Source organism: Kitasatospora sp. NPDC127111, from assembly GCF_042677465.1.
Classification (GTDB): Bacteria; Actinomycetota; Actinomycetes; order Streptomycetales; family Streptomycetaceae; genus Kitasatospora.
The window spans coordinates 115,269-130,171 of sequence record NZ_JBHXTG010000015.1 but is presented as its reverse complement, the minus strand read 5'-3'; the positions used below and the strand labels follow the sequence as shown (position 1 = coordinate 130,171).

Sequence of the window (14,903 nt, the reverse complement as noted above, 5' to 3'; positions counted from 1 at the left end):
AGCAGACCCCGAAGGGCCCGACGTGCGCGATACTGGGATTGAACCAGTGACCCCTACCGTGTCAAGGTAGTGCTCTCCCGCTGAGCTAATCGCGCCTGGTGTGGCGGTCCTGCAGCAGACCCCGGAGGATCCGACGTGCGCGATACTGGGATTGAACCAGTGACCCCTACCGTGTCAAGGTAGTGCTCTCCCGCTGAGCTAATCGCGCGGGGAGGTCTCCCGGCGGAACCGGGTGAGCCTCTCGGAGGTGGAGACGGGATTTGAACCCGTGTAGACGGCTTTGCAGGCCGTTGCCTCGCCTCTCGGCCACTCCACCAGGCAACACACGAAGAACGATCTTACACTGTTCTCCATCGAGCGGACGACGAGATTCGAACTCGCGACCCTCACCTTGGCAAGGTGATGCTCTACCAACTGAGCCACGTCCGCCTGTCTCCCGGGATCTTCACCGCTTTTCTTCGGCTGCGCTCCCTGGCGACGTGTTGAACTCTAGCGGATTCCCGGGCCAGCTAAAAATCCGTTCCCGCAGCGTGCCGAGGGGATGCCCGCCGGGCGCCGTCCCGGCCGCGGTTCCGCGGGCTCACCGGCCCCCACCAGCGGCGGTCCCGGACGATCACCCGCGGGCCACCCGGCGCGCACCCGCGCGATGCTCACCGCTGCTCACGCCCCCTGCGGCGCAGCGGCCGCACCCCGAGCCCCCTCCCGGCCCCCGACCTAGACTTCAGGCACCGCAGCCCAGCCCCACCCCGTGCAGGAGAACCGTGTCCGGCCAGCTCGACCCCCTCAGCCCGCTCGCCCGCTTCGGCGGCCGCCTCGCCACCGGGCTGCGCGACGTGACCTCGGACCCGGCCGCGCTCGACTCCTCCGGCTTCTGGGCCGTCGCCTACGACTTCGAGGGCCGGCTCACCTGCGCCCGCTTCGACGACCTCCGCCCCGCCCCGGCGCCCCCGTCCGGCGCCGGCTGGCTCGGACCGGCCGCCGACGGCTGGCACAGCTCCCTCGACCGCGACGCCTACACCGCCGGCGTCCGCCGGATCCGCGAGCACATCGCGGCCGGCGAGGTCTACCAGGCCAACCTCTGCCGCGTGCTCACCGCGCCACTGCCCGACCCGGCCCGCACCGACGTCGACGCCCTCACCGGACTGCTCGCCCACGGAAACCCGGCCCCCTACGCCGGAACGATCCGCCTGCCCGCGCACGGCGTCGAGATCGCCACCGCCTCGCCCGAGCTCTACCTGCGCCGCGACGGCGGAACCGTCTCCTCCGGCCCGATCAAGGGCACCGGCCGCACCGAGGCCGACCTGCTGGAGAAGGACCACGCCGAGAACGTGATGATCGTCGACCTGGTCCGCAACGACCTCGGCCGCGTCTGCGAGACCGGCACGGTCATCGTCCCCGACCTCTGCGCCGTCGAGAAGCACCCCGGCCTGGTCCACCTGGTCTCCACCGTCCAGGGCACCCTGCGCGCGGACGCCGGCTGGCCCGAACTGCTGGACGCGACCTTCCCGCCCGGCTCGGTCACCGGCGCCCCCAAGTCCAGTGCCCTGCGGATCATCGACGCCCTGGAGACCGCCCCCCGCGGCCCCTACTGCGGAGCGGTCGGCTGGGTCGACGCCGACCGGGGAGAGGGCGAACTCGCCGTCGGCATCCGCACCTTCTGGATCGACCGGACCGACCCCGGCGCACCGCTGCTGCGGTTCGGCACCGGCGCCGGCATCACCTGGGGCTCCGACCCCGAGCGCGAGTGGGCGGAAACCGAACTGAAGGCCGCCCGCCTGGTCGCGATAGCGTCGGGCACCGGAACCTACTGAGGACCCGCAGCCCCCGAGCCCGGCCCCGAAGCCGGACCGGACCCCACCCCGGGCCGGGCCCGCACCGCCCACCACCTCCGCACAACCGCCTTGAGGAGCAGCCCTCGATGCAGCACCAGACCAAGAGCTGGGTCAACGGCTCACTCGTCGACTCCGCCGACGCCGCCGTCTCCGTCCTCGACCACGGACTCACCACCGGCGACGGGGTCTTCGAGACCCTGAAGGCCGTCGACGGCCGGGCCTTCGCGCTCACCCGCCACCTCGACCGGCTGACCCGCTCCGCCCGCGGCCTCGGCCTGCCCGACCCGGACCACGACCTGGTGCGCGAGGCCTGCGCCCAGGTCCTCGCCGCCAACCCGATGCCGCTCGGCCGCCTGCGCCTCACCTACACCGGCGGCGCCGCCCCGCTCGGCTCCGAACGCGGCGACGACGCCCCCACCCTGGTCGCCTCCCTCGGCACCGCCACCCGCCGCCCCGACACCACCGCCGTCGCCGTCGTCCCCTGGCGCCGCAACGAGCACAGCGCCGTCGCCGGCCTCAAGACCACCTCGTACGCCGAGAACGTCGTCGCGCTCGCCGCGGCCCACCGCGCCCGCGCCTCCGAGGCACTGTTCGCCAACACCGCCGGCCTGCTGTGCGAGGGCACCGGCTCCAACGTCTTCGTCGTGCTCGGCGGCCGGCTGCTCACCCCCACCCTCGCCTCCGGCTGCCTGGCCGGCATCACCCGCCGGCTCGTCATCGACTGGTGCGGCGCCGAGGAGACCGACCTGCCGCTGGAGGCGCTGCACGAGGCCGAGGAGATCTTCCTGACCTCCACCCTGCGCGACGTCCAGGCCGTCACCCGCGTCGACGACCGCGAACTCCCCGGCCCCGGGCCGGTCACCGCCAAGGCGATGGCGGTCTTCACCGAGCGCAGCGGCGACGACCTCGATCCCTGATCCGAACCGGTTCACCGGTCCGGCGGATAGAACACCCGCACGGTGGGGAAGGGACCCCGACATGACGACCACGCTGCGCCCCGAGGGCCCGGAGTCACCCACCACCGCCGGCGGTCGCACCAGACGCTGGCAGATCTGCGCCAACGGCCGCCCGGTCGGGGCACTGCGCACCACCACCGTTCCCCGCAGACCTCAACTCTGGGGAGAGATCTCGGAGTTGGAGGTCCGCGAGGGCCGCGGCCGCGGCCGCGGCACGTTCGGTGCCCTGGCCGCCGAGGAGGTGCTGCGCAGCTGGGGCTGCTCCCGGGTGGACGCCGACATCCCGGAGACGGCGCAGCCGGCACGCTGCCTCGCCGCCACCCTCGGCTACACCGAGCGGATGCGGAACATGGCCAAGCGGCTGGCCGTCGCACCCGCCCTGCCCGCCGGCGTCCGGCCGCGCCGGATCGACGCCGAGGAGTTCCCCGACTGGCTCGCCCAGGCCAAGCAGGGCTACCTCCGCGACCTGGTCTCCTCGGGCCTCAGCGAGGCACAGGCACGCGCCAAGTCGGACGCCGACCACGTGCACCTGCTGCCGCAGGGCGCCGACACGCCCGGAGTGGCCCTGCGCCGCCTCTACGGCGACGGCCCGGACCCGCTGGGCGCCCTCTGGCTGGCCCTGCGGGTCCGCGACCTGCCCGACGGCCGCCCGCTCGCCTGGGTGATGATCGTGGAGGTGGCCGAGGCCCACCGGGGGGAGGGCCACGGCCGCTCCCTGATGCTGCTCGCCGAACGCGAGTGCCTGGCGGCGGGCGTCCACGACCTCGGCCTGAACGTCTTCAGCGGCAACCAGGTCGCGATCCGGCTCTACGAGTCGCTCGGTTACCGGATCACCAACCGGGTCTACGGCAAGCCGCTGCTCTGAAACGACCCCGGAAATCCCCTGCGGGGCAAGGGGGTTGACGGAGGATCAGGAATTCCTTGCGGCCTCGATGACGGCCCTGATCCGCTCCCGCAGGCCGTCCTGGCTCTTCCCGCCGTCCAGCCGCTGCCCGGCGATCACGTACGTCGGCGTACCGGTGACCCCGATCGCCCTGCCCTCCGCCTGGTCGGCGTCCACGATCAGCGTGTGCCGGCCGTCCACCAGCGCCGTGTCGACCTCGTCGGCGTCCACCCCGACCGCGCGGGCGACCTCCAGCAGCACCTCCTGGCCGCGCGCGTCCAACTCCTCGACCCGGGCCAGCAGCGCCTCCACGTACGGCCAGCCCAGCCCCTGCGCGAACGCCTCCTCGGCGGCCTCCGCCGCGGCGTACGCGTGCTTGTGCTTCTCCAGCGGGAAGTGGCGCAGCTCGATCGCGAGCGCGTCGCCGTACTCGGCACGCAGCGCCCGTACGTCGTCCAGTGCGGTGCGGCAGTCCGGGCACTGGAGCTCGCACCAGAACTCGAGGCGGGGGAGGGAACCTTCGATCATGTCCCCAGTGTTCCACTAGTGGGCCCGGCACCGTCCCGGCGGTGTGCCCGGGCGCCGGTCCGAGCGACGGGAGGTCCGATGACGGGAACGACCGGAACGACCAGGATGGCCGGCACGGCCGGCCCGACCCGGGTGGGGCCGTGCTGACGGCGGCCGTCAGCTTCGCGCTCACCGCCGCGGGGGTGGCCGTGGCCGGACTGCGCGCGTACCGCCGGCGCCACCTCTCCGCGACCCGCTGGTTCGCGGTGGCCCTGCTGCCGGCCGGGCTCTACCTGACCGGCCTCTTCCCGGTGGCGCGGACCATCGGCAGCGAGCTGGCCGACTGGGCCACCGCGCTGGTCCTCGACCCGCGGGTCTGGACGGGGATCGCGCTGCTCGCGGTCTCGACCGTCCTGCTGGTCACCACCCGCTGGCTGGGCCGCCGCGCCGTGGACGCCGCCGAGCCCCGCCCGGCGGCCACCGGACGGGCCCCCGCACGGCCCGCCGTCGCCGCCGCGCCCGCGCAGCCGCCCGCCGGGGCGGGGGCGGGCGGCGCCCCGAAGGCCGGGAAGGCCGCCAAGCCGGCGAAGGCCGGGAAGCGGGACGACGGGCTCGGCGGCGAGTTCGCCGACATCGAGGAGATCCTGCGCCGCCGCGGCATCTGAGCCGCGCGACGGCCGACCCGCCCCGGGTGCCTCAGGCGGAGGTCACGGCCTCCGCCTGGGCCACGGCCTCGGCCTGGGGCACGGCCTCGGCCGAGCGCTGCCGGGCCCGGTAGGCGGCGACGTGGAGCCGGTTGCCGCAGGTGCGGCTGTCGCAGTAGCGGCGGGAGCGGTTGCGCGAGAGGTCCACGAAGACGCGCGCGCAGTCCGGGGCCTCGCAGCGGCGCAGCCGCTCGCGCTCGCCCGCGGTCAGGATGAAGGCCAGCGACATGCCCAGCTCGGCCGCGAGGTGGTCGTGCAGCGCGGCGTGCGGGGCGAAGTAGTGGATGTGCCACCCGTGGTGGTCGTGGTTGGTCAGCCGGGGCGTGGTGCCGGCGTCGGCGACCAGGGCGTTGACCAGCTCGGCGGCCTCGACGGTGCCCTCGGTGCCGAACACCTCGCGCAGCCGGGAGCGCAGCTGGTGCACGTTGCGCAGGTCGTCGTCGGTCAGCGAGTCGACCTCGCTGATCTCCTGGCGGACCACGAAGGCGTCCAGTGCGGCCACGTCGGGCAGCAGCTCGGTGCCGCACACCTCGGGCGCGGTGTTGAGCAGCTCGACGAGGATGCTCAGCGCGCACTCGGTGTCATGGGTGATCAGCACGTGGGGCTCCTCGCGCGGAGGGGGCCGTCGGCACCCCGCGTCTACGGTCAACCCAGACCTTACCGGGCCCCGCCGCACCCGGCGGAGCTTCTCCCGAAGGGCGGTCCGAGCGCTGTCCGTCCGTGCGAGCCGGTCGGGGCCGCCCGGCCGCCCGGAACGACCGGGAGGGACCGGCCCGGGGGGAACGCCGGAAAAGACGGCGGCGCCCGGCAACGAGGCCGGCCACCCGTTGGATGGCCGGCTCCGGTGCCGGGCGCCTGCGGTGCCGGGCCCGCTCCGGATGGGAGCGGGACCGTTCACCGGCCCCGAGACCGCGTCGTGCGCGGCTGAGTCTGCTGCCGTGCCCCCGAGTAGGACGGCTGCGGTGTGACGGCAGGAGGTGCGGCCCCGCTGACAGCGGGGCGTGACCGCCTTCCGGTCGGGGTCAGCTTTCGGCGAGGATGTGGGACAGCTCCCGGTCGAGGTCGAAGTGACGGTGTTCGGTGCCGGGGGGCACGGCGGCGTCCGTCCGCTTGAGGAACGACTCAAGCGCCCGGGCCGGGGCCTCCAGCAGGGCTTCTCCTTCCGGAGAGCTCAGCGCGATGCAGACCACCCCTTGCCCGTGGCTGCGCGAGGGCCACACCCGGACGTCGCCGGTACCGGTGGGTCGGTGCAGCCCCTCCGCAAGGAGATCTCGGGCGAACACCCACTCCACGGTCTCGTCGGCGCCGGTGTGGAACGTGGCGTGCACGGCATAGGGGTCGGCGGTGTCGTAGCGCAGGCCCGCGGGGACGGGCAGTGAGGACTCGCTGGACACGATGAGGCGCAGGTGCAGCTCGCAGCTGACCGTGGTGTTCATAAGCGCCATGGCCTTTCGCTCAGTGTGCGCTCGGGGAATCGCACGTCGGCGAACGGACCATCCCACCTCCGGGACCGATGTAAACCCCTCTGTCCCGATTCGGGGCCGAGTCGTACCCCTTACGGCGCATTGCGGAATCGGCGCAGTGCGCCCGCCTGGGCATTAACGAGCCGGTTCTCGGTTAGTTTCCTGGCATGACTGTGCGAAGCGACAAGGCGCGCGGGAACGCGGGCGGGAACTCGAGAACGGGAGAGGCGGTCGTGCCGGAGGACACGGGGGCGCAGCCGGGGGCGCAGGACGAGGGCCGCGAGGAGCCGGGTGCGGACGGCGGCCGGCCGCTCGGCTCGCGCGCGCCGCACTTCATCCGGCGGTCCCGGCCGCTGCACCTGAGCTGGCAGGTGGCGGTCTTCCTGGTCGGTCTCGCCGTGGTGGCGCTCGGCGTGATCATGCTGCCGCTGCCCGGCCCGGGCTGGGTGGTCATCTTCCTGGGCATGGGCATCTGGGCGACCGAGTTCGTCTGGGCCCAGCTGGTCCTGCGCTGGACCCGCCGCAAGGTCGCCGAGGCGGCCCAGAAGGCGCTGGACCCGAAGGTCCGCCGGCGCAACCTCACGCTCACCGCGATCGGCCTCGCGGTGATCGCCGGGATCGGCGCCTGGTACCTGTGGAAGTACGGGCTGGTCATGCCGTGGAAGATCGACGAGCACTGACCCCGGGGGCGGCCGCCACCGGGGTGGGCCGTCCGGGGGACCGGGCGGGCGAGGTGCCCGGGGAGAGGGGGGTTCGGAGCACCCCGCCGGATGCGGTAATGTTTTCCCTGCACCCGGGCGATTAGCTCAGCGGGAGAGCACTTCGTTCACACCGAAGGGGTCACTGGTTCGATCCCAGTATCGCCCACCGGAATGCATTGTGATATGTGAGGCCCAGTCGATTATCGGCTGGGCCTCACGTGTATTTCCGCAAAGTGCGGAACCGCCGCGCTGAACAACTGCTCGGAAGTTCCCGCGGAATCGGGCTGAGGCGCAGTCACCTTCCGCGCGGAGCGCGAGTTCTGCGGGTGCGTCGGCGGTCGCCGGCGGAGCCGAGTTGTACGGCACCCCCCGAATGGTGCTACTGTTCTTCTCGTTGCCCGGGCGATTAGCTCAGCGGGAGAGCACTTCGTTCACACCGAAGGGGTCACTGGTTCGATCCCAGTATCGCCCACCGGACAGCACGCAGGCCCTGATCGGAAGACCGGTCAGGGCCTGCGGCGTTCGCGGACCAACCACACCGGACCGACCGCAGTGGGCCGACCGCGCCGGACGGACCGGACCGACCGCGCCCGGCCGCCCGCTACGCCGCCACCTCGCAGCTGTGCTGCGGCGACAGCCGCCGTCCGCACCCGCAACGGGCCGGCCGCAACGGCCAGGAGAGGTCCACCCGCTCCGGCGTCCCCGAGCGGTCGAACCAGTTCTGCAGCCCCCGCGCCTGCGCCGCGTGCCAGACCGCCTGCCGCAGGTGCAGCTCCGCCGCCGACAGCCCGCCCAACGCCGCCGGGTAACGCCGGCCGATCGCCCGGACCAGCTCCAGGGCCGCCGTCGCGTCCGCCGCCGCGTCGTGGGCGCCGGCCAGCTCGACCCCGTAGTGCGCGCACAGGTCGGTCAGCGTGCGCCGCCCCTTGCGGTAGCGGTCGACGTGCTTGTCCAGCACCCGGGGGTCGAGCACCACGAGCCCGTCCGGGCCCAGCCCGTCCGCCAGCGGCACCGACCAGTGCCGGCGCAGCTCGCGGTCCAGCAGGGTCAGGTCGTACGGCGCGTTCATCACCACCACCGGGCGCCCGGCGCGAGCCTGTTCGGCCAGGGCCCGGGCGATCTCCGCCACCACCGTCCGGGCCGGGCGGCCGAACGCGCGCACCCGCTCGTCGGTGATGCCGTGCACCGCGCGGGCGCCCTCGGGTATCGGCACGCCCGGGTCGGCCAGCCAGGTGGCGGTCCGCGCGGGGGCGCCCGGGGCGGGCTGGACGACCAGGGCGGCCGAGACGATCCGGTCGGACTCGACGTCCACGCCGGTGGTCTCGGTGTCGAAGGAGGCGAGCGGGCCGGTGTACCAGTGCTGCTGCATGACTGCCCCTCAAGTACTGCGTTCCGAGAGGGTGATACCGCTCCTGACGACCGCTCAACCGTTTGGCCGCCGACCGGCCGGGCACCCTGCGTTCAGGTGTCCTGTTCGAATCCGGACGGGGCCCGGGTGCCGGGGGAGGCAACGGGGCGATGGCGCTGACCCAGCCGCAGCCCGAGGAGGCGGCGGCCGTCCTGCGGGGAGATCTGGCGGTGACGGCCTGCATGGAGACGCTGCAGGTCGGCTACCTGCACGCGGTCGCCGCCGCGGCCGGCTGCTCGCTCTCCCAGCCCTTCCCGGACAACGGGATCGACTGGCAGGTCAGCCACGGCTCCCGCGCCCACGAGGTGGACGACGAGGTCACCATCAAGATCCAGCTCAAGGCCACCCAGCAGATCGGGCCCGAGCCGCGCGGCACGCACTTCAGCTTCACCCTGGACAACGACCACCTGCGCAAGCTCGCGCGGGCCCGCGTCGCGGTACCGCGGATCCTGGTCGTGATGCTGCTGCCGCGCCGGGTCGACCAGTGGCTGGCCGCCCGCCCGGACGCGCTGGAGCTGCGGCACTGCTGCTACTGGGTCAACCTGGCCGGCCACCCGGTCACCGGGCGGCACCGGACCAACGTCCGGGTGCCCACCGCGAAGGTCTTCGACGACCGCGCACTGTGCGACATCATGGCGCGGGTCGGCGCGGGCGGCAGCCCGTGACCGCCCCGCCCCCGGCGGGGAGGAGCAGGACCATGACGCTGCCACACGAGCCGCAGGGCGCCGCGCGGCCGCTGCCCGACCCGGCCGCCGTCGACCCGGCGGTGCTCGCCACGCTGCTCGCCCGGCACGGCTGGATCCGCCGCGGCGGACCGTCCGCCCGGTACGGCCGCTGGACGCCCCCGGACGACGCCGACGCGGGCACCAGCCTGCTGGTGCCCGCCGGGGACGGCTTCGACGACGCCGTCGAGCTGCTCGCCGACGCCGTCACCGCGCTGTCCCGCTCCCGCAGCCCGTCCGCCCGCTCGATCCTGCTGGCGCTCACCGTGCCCGGCGACGAGCTGCGGTGGCGGCGCGAGTTGCCCGGCCCGGCCGGCACCGCGCCCTGGGACGACGCCGAGCGGCTCCAGCGGGCGGCCCGCGCGATGCTCGCGGCCGGCGCCAAGGCCGGGCGGACCAGGGCCGCCTACTTCGGCGCCCGGCTCGACACCTGGGCCGGGGACTTCCTGGAGCGCGTCCTGCTGGTCGAACAGGGCCTCGTGGCGGAGAGCGGCGCCGGCCTCACCGCGTACACCCCCGCTCCGGAGGGCCGGGCCGCCGTGACCACCCTGGTCCGCGCCCTGGAGGCGCTGCGCGACGCCGTCGACTACCGGCGGGTCAGCGGCGGGCCGGAGGCCTTCGAGAACGCCGTCCAGGCCGGGGTCAGCCGGGAGCTGGTGCAGTCCGTCGAGGAGCTGGTGCGCGGCGCGACCGCCGGCCGGCTCACCGTCGCCTGGTCGGCCGACGCCGGTCCGCCCGGCGGCTTCGGCGACCGGCGGATCACCCTGGAGTTCTCGCCCGGCGACCTCCCCGCCCTCGCGGAGGCCGCCGCGCTGCTGGAACGGATCGAGCCGGCCGTCGCGGTCACCGTGGTCGGGGTGGTGGTGCGGCTCAAGCGCGCCGACCCGGCCGGCCCGGGCACCGTCCGGCTGCGGGTGCTCGGCGGCGCCGAGGTCAGCGAGGTACGGGTCCGGCTCGCCGACCCGGGGTACCGGCTGGCCGCCGAAGCCCACCTGGCGGGCACTCCGGTCAAGGTCAGCGGCCGGTTGGAGCGGCGCGGCGGCTTCCGCCGGCTCACCCACCCGCACGGCCTGGAACCGTGCGGCCTCGAAGAAGCCGAACGGCAGCGGCTGCTGAAGAGCCTGGGAGAAGGGGGACAGGGGGCGTAGGTGCACGGTGGGGGTGGTGCTCTCGGTACCATCGTCACGCGCAGCGCAGTGTTGCGTCCTATGAATCCAGCACGTCAGGAGAGACCGGTGACGGACGTCCGGGTAATCATCAACCGCGAACCCGATCGGGAAGAGCGCGTGGTGACCACGGGCACCACGGCCGCCGAGCTCTTCGCCGACGACCGCTCGATCATCGCCGCCCGCGTCGGCGGCCAGCTCAAGGACCTCGCGTACGCCGTTCAGGACGGCGACGAGGTCGAGCCGGTCGCGATCGGCAGCAAGGACGGCCTGGACATCCTGCGCCACTCCACCGCGCACGTCATGGCCCAGGCCGTGCAGCAGCTCTTCCCGGAGGCCAAGCTCGGCATCGGCCCGCCGGTCAAGGACGGCTTCTACTACGACTTCGACGTCGAGAAGCCGTTCCACCCCGATGACCTCAAGGCCATCGAGAAGCGGATGCAGGAGATCATCAAGCGCGGGCAGAAGTTCTCCCGCCGCGTGGTCACCGACGAGTCCGCCCGCGAGGAGCTGGCCGCCGAGCCGTACAAGCTGGAGCTGATCGGCCTCAAGGGCTCCGCGGCCACCGCCGGCGAGGGCGCCGACGTCGAGGTCGGCGCCGGCGAGCTCACCATCTACGACAACCTGGACGCCAAGAGCGGCGAGCAGTGCTGGGGCGACCTCTGCCGCGGCCCGCACCTGCCCAGCACCCGGCACATCCCGGCGTTCAAGCTGATGCGCAACGCGGCCGCCTACTGGCGCGGCAGCGAGAAGAACCCGATGCTGCAGCGCATCTACGGCACCGCCTGGCCGACCAAGGACGAGCTCAAGGCGCACCTCGACTTCCTGGTCGAGGCCGAGAAGCGCGACCACCGCAAGCTCGGCAACGAGCTCGACCTCTTCTCCATCCCCGAGGAGATCGGCTCCGGCCTCGCCGTGTTCCACCCCAAGGGCGGCATCATCCGCCGCGCCATGGAGGACTACTCGCGCCGTCGGCACGAGGAGGAAGGCTACGAGTTCGTCTACACCCCGCACGCCACCAAGGGGAAGCTCTTCGAGAAGAGCGGCCACCTCGACTGGTACGCCGACGGCATGTACCCGCCCATGCAGCTCGACGAGGGCGTGGACTACTACCTGAAGCCCATGAACTGCCCGATGCACAACCTGATCTTCGACGCGCGCGGCCGCTCGTACCGCGAACTGCCGCTGCGCCTCTTCGAGTTCGGGACGGTGTACCGGTACGAGAAGTCCGGCGTGGTGCACGGCCTGACCCGGGCCCGCGGCTTCACCCAGGACGACGCGCACATCTACTGCACCCGCGAGCAGATGGCGGAGGAGCTCGACTCCACGCTGACCTTCGTGCTCAACCTGCTCCGTGATTACGGTCTGACCGACTTCTACCTGGAGCTGTCGACCAAGGACCCGGTCAAGTACGTCGGCAGCGACGAGACCTGGGAGGAGGCCACCGCGGTCCTCGCCGCCGTGGCCGAGAAGCAGGGCCTGCCGCTGGTCCCGGACCCGGGCGGCGCGGCCTTCTACGGCCCGAAGATCTCGGTGCAGGCCCGCGACGCCATCGGCCGTACCTGGCAGATGTCGACCATCCAGCTCGACTTCAACCTGCCGGAGCGCTTCGACCTGGAGTACACCGCGGCGGACGGCTCGCGCCAGCGGCCGGTCATGATCCACCGGGCGCTGTTCGGCTCGATCGAGCGGTTCTTCGCGGTGCTGCTGGAGCACTACGCCGGCGCCATGCCGCCGTGGCTGGCCCCGGTCACCGTGACCGGCATCCCGATCACCGACGAGCACGTGCCGTACCTGCTGGAGGTCGCGGCGAAGCTGAAGAAGCACGGGATCCGGGTCGAGGTGGACACCTCGGACGACCGCATGCAGAAGAAGATCCGCAACGCCCAGAAGGCGAAGACCCCGTTCATGCTGATCGCGGGCAACGACGACGTCGAGGCGGGCGCGGTCTCCTTCCGCTACCGCAACGGCGAGCAGAAGAACGGCGTGCCGGTGGCCGACGCGATCGCCGAGATCGTCGACGCCGTGGAGCGCCGCATCCAGGTGTGATGCCGTAGTCGGCGGCAGGTGCGGGGCAGTCTCCTCGGGGAGACTGCCCCACTCTGCTTTGCAAGCCACGCCGGGCGAATATGCTGATCAGCATGACGACTGAGCCGGAACTGCAGCGGGGCGTCGGCGAGCCGGACGGCTTCCGCCGCCTGTGGACCCCCCATCGGATGGCGTACATCCAGGGCGAGAACAAGCCCACCGGCCCGGCTCCGGACGACGGTTGCCCGTTCTGCTCGATCCCGTCGCTGAGCGACGAGGACGGGCTGGTCGTCGCGCGCGGCAGCGCGGTGTTCGCGGTGCTCAACCTCTACCCGTACAACGGCGGCCACCTGATGGTCGTCCCGTACCGGCACGTTGCCGACTACACCGACCTGGACGAGGCGGAGACCGCCGAACTGGCGGTGTTCACCAAGAACGCGATGACGGCGCTGCGGGCGGCCTCGGGGGCGCACGGCTTCAACATCGGGATGAACCAGGGCGCGGCGGCCGGTGCCGGGATCGCGGCGCACCTGCACCAGCACGTGGTGCCGCGCTGGGGCGGGGACACCAACTTCATGCCGGTGGTCGGCCACACCAAGGTGCTGCCGCAACTGCTGGCGGACACCCGGAAGATGCTCGCCGAGGCCTGGCCGCAGGACTAGGGCCAGGGTCAGGGCCAGGACCAGGCCCGAGCGGACGCGGAAGGGCCCGCCGCCGGGGGATCTCGGTGGCGGGCCCTTCGTCGTCCCGGCTCAGCCGCCGTCGTAGTGGTCGACCTTGAACGGGCGGGTGCCCTGGACCTCGGACTTGATGATCGAGGCGCGGTTCTTGAAGAAGCGCTCGGTGTCGAGGTCGTGCTCCTCCAGGAACTCCAGCGTGGCGGTGTGCACCGCGCTGAGTACCGGGTTGGCGACGTTGAGTGCGTTGTCGGTCATGGAGCGGGTGTTCCACGGGGGCGCGGCCCAGGCGTGCCGGAAGCCGAAGGGCTCGGGCAGGCCGAGGCCGCCGCCGAGCCAGGCGAGCAGGCTGGGCATCCGCTGGAACGGCGCGCGGACGGCCTGGCGGACCACCTCGTCGTTGTCGATCAGGGGGAGCTTGACGGTCTGCTCCTCCCAGAACCGCACGGGCTTGGGGACCGTCTTCTCCTTGTCCTTGGGCTTGTCGAAGAAGAGGCCGTTGACCGGTCCGAGCGCGTAGCCGGCCACCGTGATGTTCATGGTGTGGGCGAGCAGGACGACGGTGACGGTGAAGGTGATGACCAGCTTGCCGTCGTGGGTGACGAACTGGGTGGCGAGGTAGTGCCGGGGGCCGCCGGAGAAGGTCTGCTTGTCGGCGATGCCCTGGACGGCGAACTCGCGCATCCGGTCGCCGTCCATGTCGGCGCCGTCCGGGCGGCCGATCTCGTCGGCGCCCTCGCCGACCTCCAGCACCACCCACTGCTTGACGGCGACGCCGGGGATCCCGCTGTTGGCGACGTCGCTGATGCCGAGGGCCTTGAGGTGGCCGGAGATCTTGCGGATGAGGTCCCAGGGGTGGAAGGCGCGGTAGTCGGCGTGGCCGTCGGCGGGGCGCAGGTTGTCGACCAGCCGCCACTCGCCCCAGCGCCTTCCGGCCCCGAGGATGCCCTTGCGGCCGGCGTAGTGCTGGATGTTGGTCTCCTGCTCGGACTCCAGACGGCCGAGCTTGGCGCGCAGGTCGGCGGCCTTCTTGTCCAGGTCGTCGCGGGGGACGGCCTTGGGGACGGTGGCGGCGACGGCGTTGCCCTCGACCAGGGCCGTCCAGCGGGCGCGCAGGTCCAGGGCGGAGCTGACCACGATCCGCTTGGCGAGGTACCAGCCGATGACGGGGGCGAGCATGACGAGGCGCAGGTAGACGCCGAGCAGTCCGGCGGCGGGCGGCCGGATGGCGAGCAGCAGGGCGACGGCGACGGCGGCGATGAGCACCAGGGTGCCGTAGAAGGAGGCGTTCTTCGGGTTGTCCCGCTTGAGCCAGGCGCGGAGCTGGAAGGCGCCGAGCCAGAGCAGGGTGCCGGGCAGGAAGAGGAGGCCGGTGACGACGGTGACGGTGGTGAGCCGGCGGTCGCGGGCGGCCCGGAGGTCCTCGGCGGCGAGGCAGTGTTCGACGATCTGGCGGGTGTCGATGCCGAAGGACGGGACGAGGGGTTTGCGGTCGCCGCCGAGGGCGCGTCCGATCACGGCGCGGCTGAAGGCCTCGCCAAGGTTGGGGCGGAAGAGCGCGAACCGGCCCTTCTTGGCGGTGGCGTCGGTGACCGCGGTGACGAATTCGCCGACCTCCCCGTCGCGGTAGGCGGCCGAGGAGAGCGCCTGGGTGACGGCGGTCTGCGGGCCGGCGTCGGTCCGGGGTATCTGCGCACCCGGAGTCATGTCGAGTGTGGTCACGGTGGCGTCCCCTCCTCCCCTTGTCAGCGGCAGGTTACCGTGCCCCGGTACCGCCGCGCCGATGATCGTCTGAAGTGCCGTCACGTTCGGGCCACGCAGGGCCCGTGGGGCATGATGCCCGCCTTTCGCACCGG

Annotated in this window: 14 protein-coding genes and 6 tRNA genes; 11 read left to right on the top strand and 9 right to left on the bottom strand. The window is 72.8% G+C overall.

The window, feature by feature from the left end; translation table 11 throughout:
- Positions 1 to 23: 23 nt before the first annotated feature.
- The 4 genes from ACFVHB_RS13085 to ACFVHB_RS13070 all read right to left on the bottom strand — a co-directional run bounded on the left by ACFVHB_RS13085 (position 24) and on the right by ACFVHB_RS13070 (position 429).
- Positions 24 to 95: transfer RNA gene (locus tag ACFVHB_RS13085), tRNA-Val, on the bottom strand.
- Between the two features lie 41 nt (positions 96 to 136).
- Positions 137 to 208 (bottom strand) — tRNA-Val (locus ACFVHB_RS13080).
- Between the two features lie 37 nt (positions 209 to 245).
- A tRNA-Cys gene (locus ACFVHB_RS13075) sits at positions 246 to 316 on the bottom strand.
- 40 nt (positions 317 to 356) lie between these two features.
- Positions 357 to 429: transfer RNA gene (locus tag ACFVHB_RS13070), tRNA-Gly, on the bottom strand.
- 332 nt (positions 430 to 761) lie between these two features.
- Between ACFVHB_RS13070 and ACFVHB_RS13065 the strand changes: the two genes are divergently transcribed.
- The 3 genes from ACFVHB_RS13065 to ACFVHB_RS13055 all read left to right on the top strand — a co-directional run bounded on the left by ACFVHB_RS13065 (position 762) and on the right by ACFVHB_RS13055 (position 3,653).
- Positions 762 to 1,811 (top strand): chorismate-binding protein, encoded by a 1,050-nt coding sequence (locus tag ACFVHB_RS13065; RefSeq protein WP_380319668.1) that lies wholly within the window; start codon positions 762 to 764, stop codon positions 1,809 to 1,811.
- 107 nt (positions 1,812 to 1,918) lie between these two features.
- Complete coding sequence (locus ACFVHB_RS13060; protein ID WP_380319665.1) at positions 1,919 to 2,749, top strand: aminotransferase class IV; 831 nt, start codon at positions 1,919 to 1,921, stop codon at positions 2,747 to 2,749.
- A 61-nt stretch (positions 2,750 to 2,810) separates the two neighbouring features.
- The gene (locus ACFVHB_RS13055) at positions 2,811 to 3,653 is read left to right on the top strand and encodes a GNAT family N-acetyltransferase (RefSeq protein WP_380319662.1); all 843 of its coding nucleotides are present in this window, start codon (positions 2,811 to 2,813) and stop codon (positions 3,651 to 3,653) included.
- 45 nt (positions 3,654 to 3,698) lie between these two features.
- Here ACFVHB_RS13055 and ACFVHB_RS13050 read toward each other — a convergent pair whose 3' ends face one another.
- On the bottom strand, positions 3,699 to 4,199 hold the full coding sequence (locus ACFVHB_RS13050; protein WP_380319659.1) for a DsbA family protein: 501 nt from the start codon (positions 4,197 to 4,199) through the stop codon (positions 3,699 to 3,701).
- Between the two features lie 140 nt (positions 4,200 to 4,339).
- Here ACFVHB_RS13050 and ACFVHB_RS13045 point away from each other — a divergent pair, with 140 nt between their 5' ends.
- Positions 4,340 to 4,843: a hypothetical protein gene (locus tag ACFVHB_RS13045; protein WP_380319656.1), complete on the top strand. Its 504-nt coding sequence runs from the start codon at positions 4,340 to 4,342 to the stop codon at positions 4,841 to 4,843.
- A 31-nt stretch (positions 4,844 to 4,874) separates the two neighbouring features.
- Here the strand turns inward: ACFVHB_RS13045 and ACFVHB_RS13040 are convergent, their stop codons facing one another.
- Together ACFVHB_RS13040 and ACFVHB_RS13035 are read right to left on the bottom strand one after the other, a co-directional pair.
- Positions 4,875 to 5,480: a CGNR zinc finger domain-containing protein gene (locus ACFVHB_RS13040; protein WP_380319653.1), complete on the bottom strand. Its 606-nt coding sequence runs from the start codon at positions 5,478 to 5,480 to the stop codon at positions 4,875 to 4,877.
- 424 nt (positions 5,481 to 5,904) lie between these two features.
- Complete coding sequence (locus ACFVHB_RS13035) at positions 5,905 to 6,318, bottom strand: SsgA family sporulation/cell division regulator (protein ID WP_030056266.1); 414 nt, start codon at positions 6,316 to 6,318, stop codon at positions 5,905 to 5,907.
- Positions 6,319 to 6,578: 260 nt separating this feature from the next.
- Here ACFVHB_RS13035 and ACFVHB_RS13030 point away from each other — a divergent pair, with 260 nt between their 5' ends.
- From ACFVHB_RS13030 to ACFVHB_RS13020, 3 genes are all read left to right on the top strand, one after another.
- Positions 6,579 to 7,025, top strand: a complete 447-nt coding sequence (locus ACFVHB_RS13030; protein WP_380319650.1) for a TIGR02611 family protein — start codon at positions 6,579 to 6,581, stop codon at positions 7,023 to 7,025.
- Positions 7,026 to 7,140: 115 nt separating this feature from the next.
- A tRNA-Val gene (locus ACFVHB_RS13025) sits at positions 7,141 to 7,212 on the top strand.
- Positions 7,213 to 7,446: 234 nt separating this feature from the next.
- Positions 7,447 to 7,518 (top strand) — tRNA-Val (locus tag ACFVHB_RS13020).
- Positions 7,519 to 7,647: 129 nt separating this feature from the next.
- On the opposite strand, the gene ACFVHB_RS13015 is transcribed toward ACFVHB_RS13020, so the two are convergent.
- A complete protein-coding gene (locus tag ACFVHB_RS13015) occupies positions 7,648 to 8,415 on the bottom strand; it encodes a 3'-5' exonuclease (protein ID WP_380319647.1) in 768 nt (255 codons plus the stop codon).
- A 149-nt stretch (positions 8,416 to 8,564) separates the two neighbouring features.
- Here ACFVHB_RS13015 and ACFVHB_RS13010 point away from each other — a divergent pair, with 149 nt between their 5' ends.
- The 4 genes from ACFVHB_RS13010 to ACFVHB_RS12995 all read left to right on the top strand — a co-directional run bounded on the left by ACFVHB_RS13010 (position 8,565) and on the right by ACFVHB_RS12995 (position 13,032).
- On the top strand, positions 8,565 to 9,119 hold the full coding sequence (locus ACFVHB_RS13010) for a DUF4365 domain-containing protein (protein WP_380319644.1): 555 nt from the start codon (positions 8,565 to 8,567) through the stop codon (positions 9,117 to 9,119).
- Between the two features lie 32 nt (positions 9,120 to 9,151).
- A complete protein-coding gene (locus ACFVHB_RS13005; protein ID WP_380319641.1) occupies positions 9,152 to 10,324 on the top strand; it encodes a hypothetical protein in 1,173 nt (390 codons plus the stop codon).
- An 87-nt stretch (positions 10,325 to 10,411) separates the two neighbouring features.
- The gene (thrS, locus tag ACFVHB_RS13000) at positions 10,412 to 12,391 is read left to right on the top strand and encodes a threonine--tRNA ligase (RefSeq protein WP_380319638.1); all 1,980 of its coding nucleotides are present in this window, start codon (positions 10,412 to 10,414) and stop codon (positions 12,389 to 12,391) included.
- An 80-nt stretch (positions 12,392 to 12,471) separates the two neighbouring features.
- The gene (locus ACFVHB_RS12995; protein WP_380319635.1) at positions 12,472 to 13,032 is read left to right on the top strand and encodes an HIT family protein; all 561 of its coding nucleotides are present in this window, start codon (positions 12,472 to 12,474) and stop codon (positions 13,030 to 13,032) included.
- 90 nt (positions 13,033 to 13,122) lie between these two features.
- Here ACFVHB_RS12995 and ACFVHB_RS12990 read toward each other — a convergent pair whose 3' ends face one another.
- Positions 13,123 to 14,769: a hypothetical protein gene (locus ACFVHB_RS12990; RefSeq protein WP_380319633.1), complete on the bottom strand. Its 1,647-nt coding sequence runs from the start codon at positions 14,767 to 14,769 to the stop codon at positions 13,123 to 13,125.
- Positions 14,770 to 14,903 lie beyond the last annotated feature (134 nt).

Bases quoted from the DNA above. Each gene is read 5' to 3' on its own strand.
- ACFVHB_RS13060 (WP_380319665.1), top strand. From the start codon at position 1,919: ATGCAGCACCAGACCAAGAGCTGGGTCAACGGCTCACTCGTCGACTCC.
- ACFVHB_RS13055 (WP_380319662.1), top strand. From the start codon at position 2,811: ATGACGACCACGCTGCGCCCCGAGGGCCCGGAGTCACCCACCACCGCC.
- ACFVHB_RS13050 (WP_380319659.1), bottom strand. From the start codon at position 4,199: ATGATCGAAGGTTCCCTCCCCCGCCTCGAGTTCTGGTGCGAGCTCCAG.
- ACFVHB_RS13035 (WP_030056266.1), bottom strand. From the start codon at position 6,318: ATGAACACCACGGTCAGCTGCGAGCTGCACCTGCGCCTCATCGTGTCC.
- ACFVHB_RS13015 (WP_380319647.1), bottom strand. From the start codon at position 8,415: ATGCAGCAGCACTGGTACACCGGCCCGCTCGCCTCCTTCGACACCGAG.
- ACFVHB_RS13010 (WP_380319644.1), top strand. From the start codon at position 8,565: ATGGCGCTGACCCAGCCGCAGCCCGAGGAGGCGGCGGCCGTCCTGCGG.
- ACFVHB_RS13005 (WP_380319641.1), top strand. From the start codon at position 9,152: ATGACGCTGCCACACGAGCCGCAGGGCGCCGCGCGGCCGCTGCCCGAC.
- ACFVHB_RS12995 (WP_380319635.1), top strand. From the start codon at position 12,472: ATGCTGATCAGCATGACGACTGAGCCGGAACTGCAGCGGGGCGTCGGC.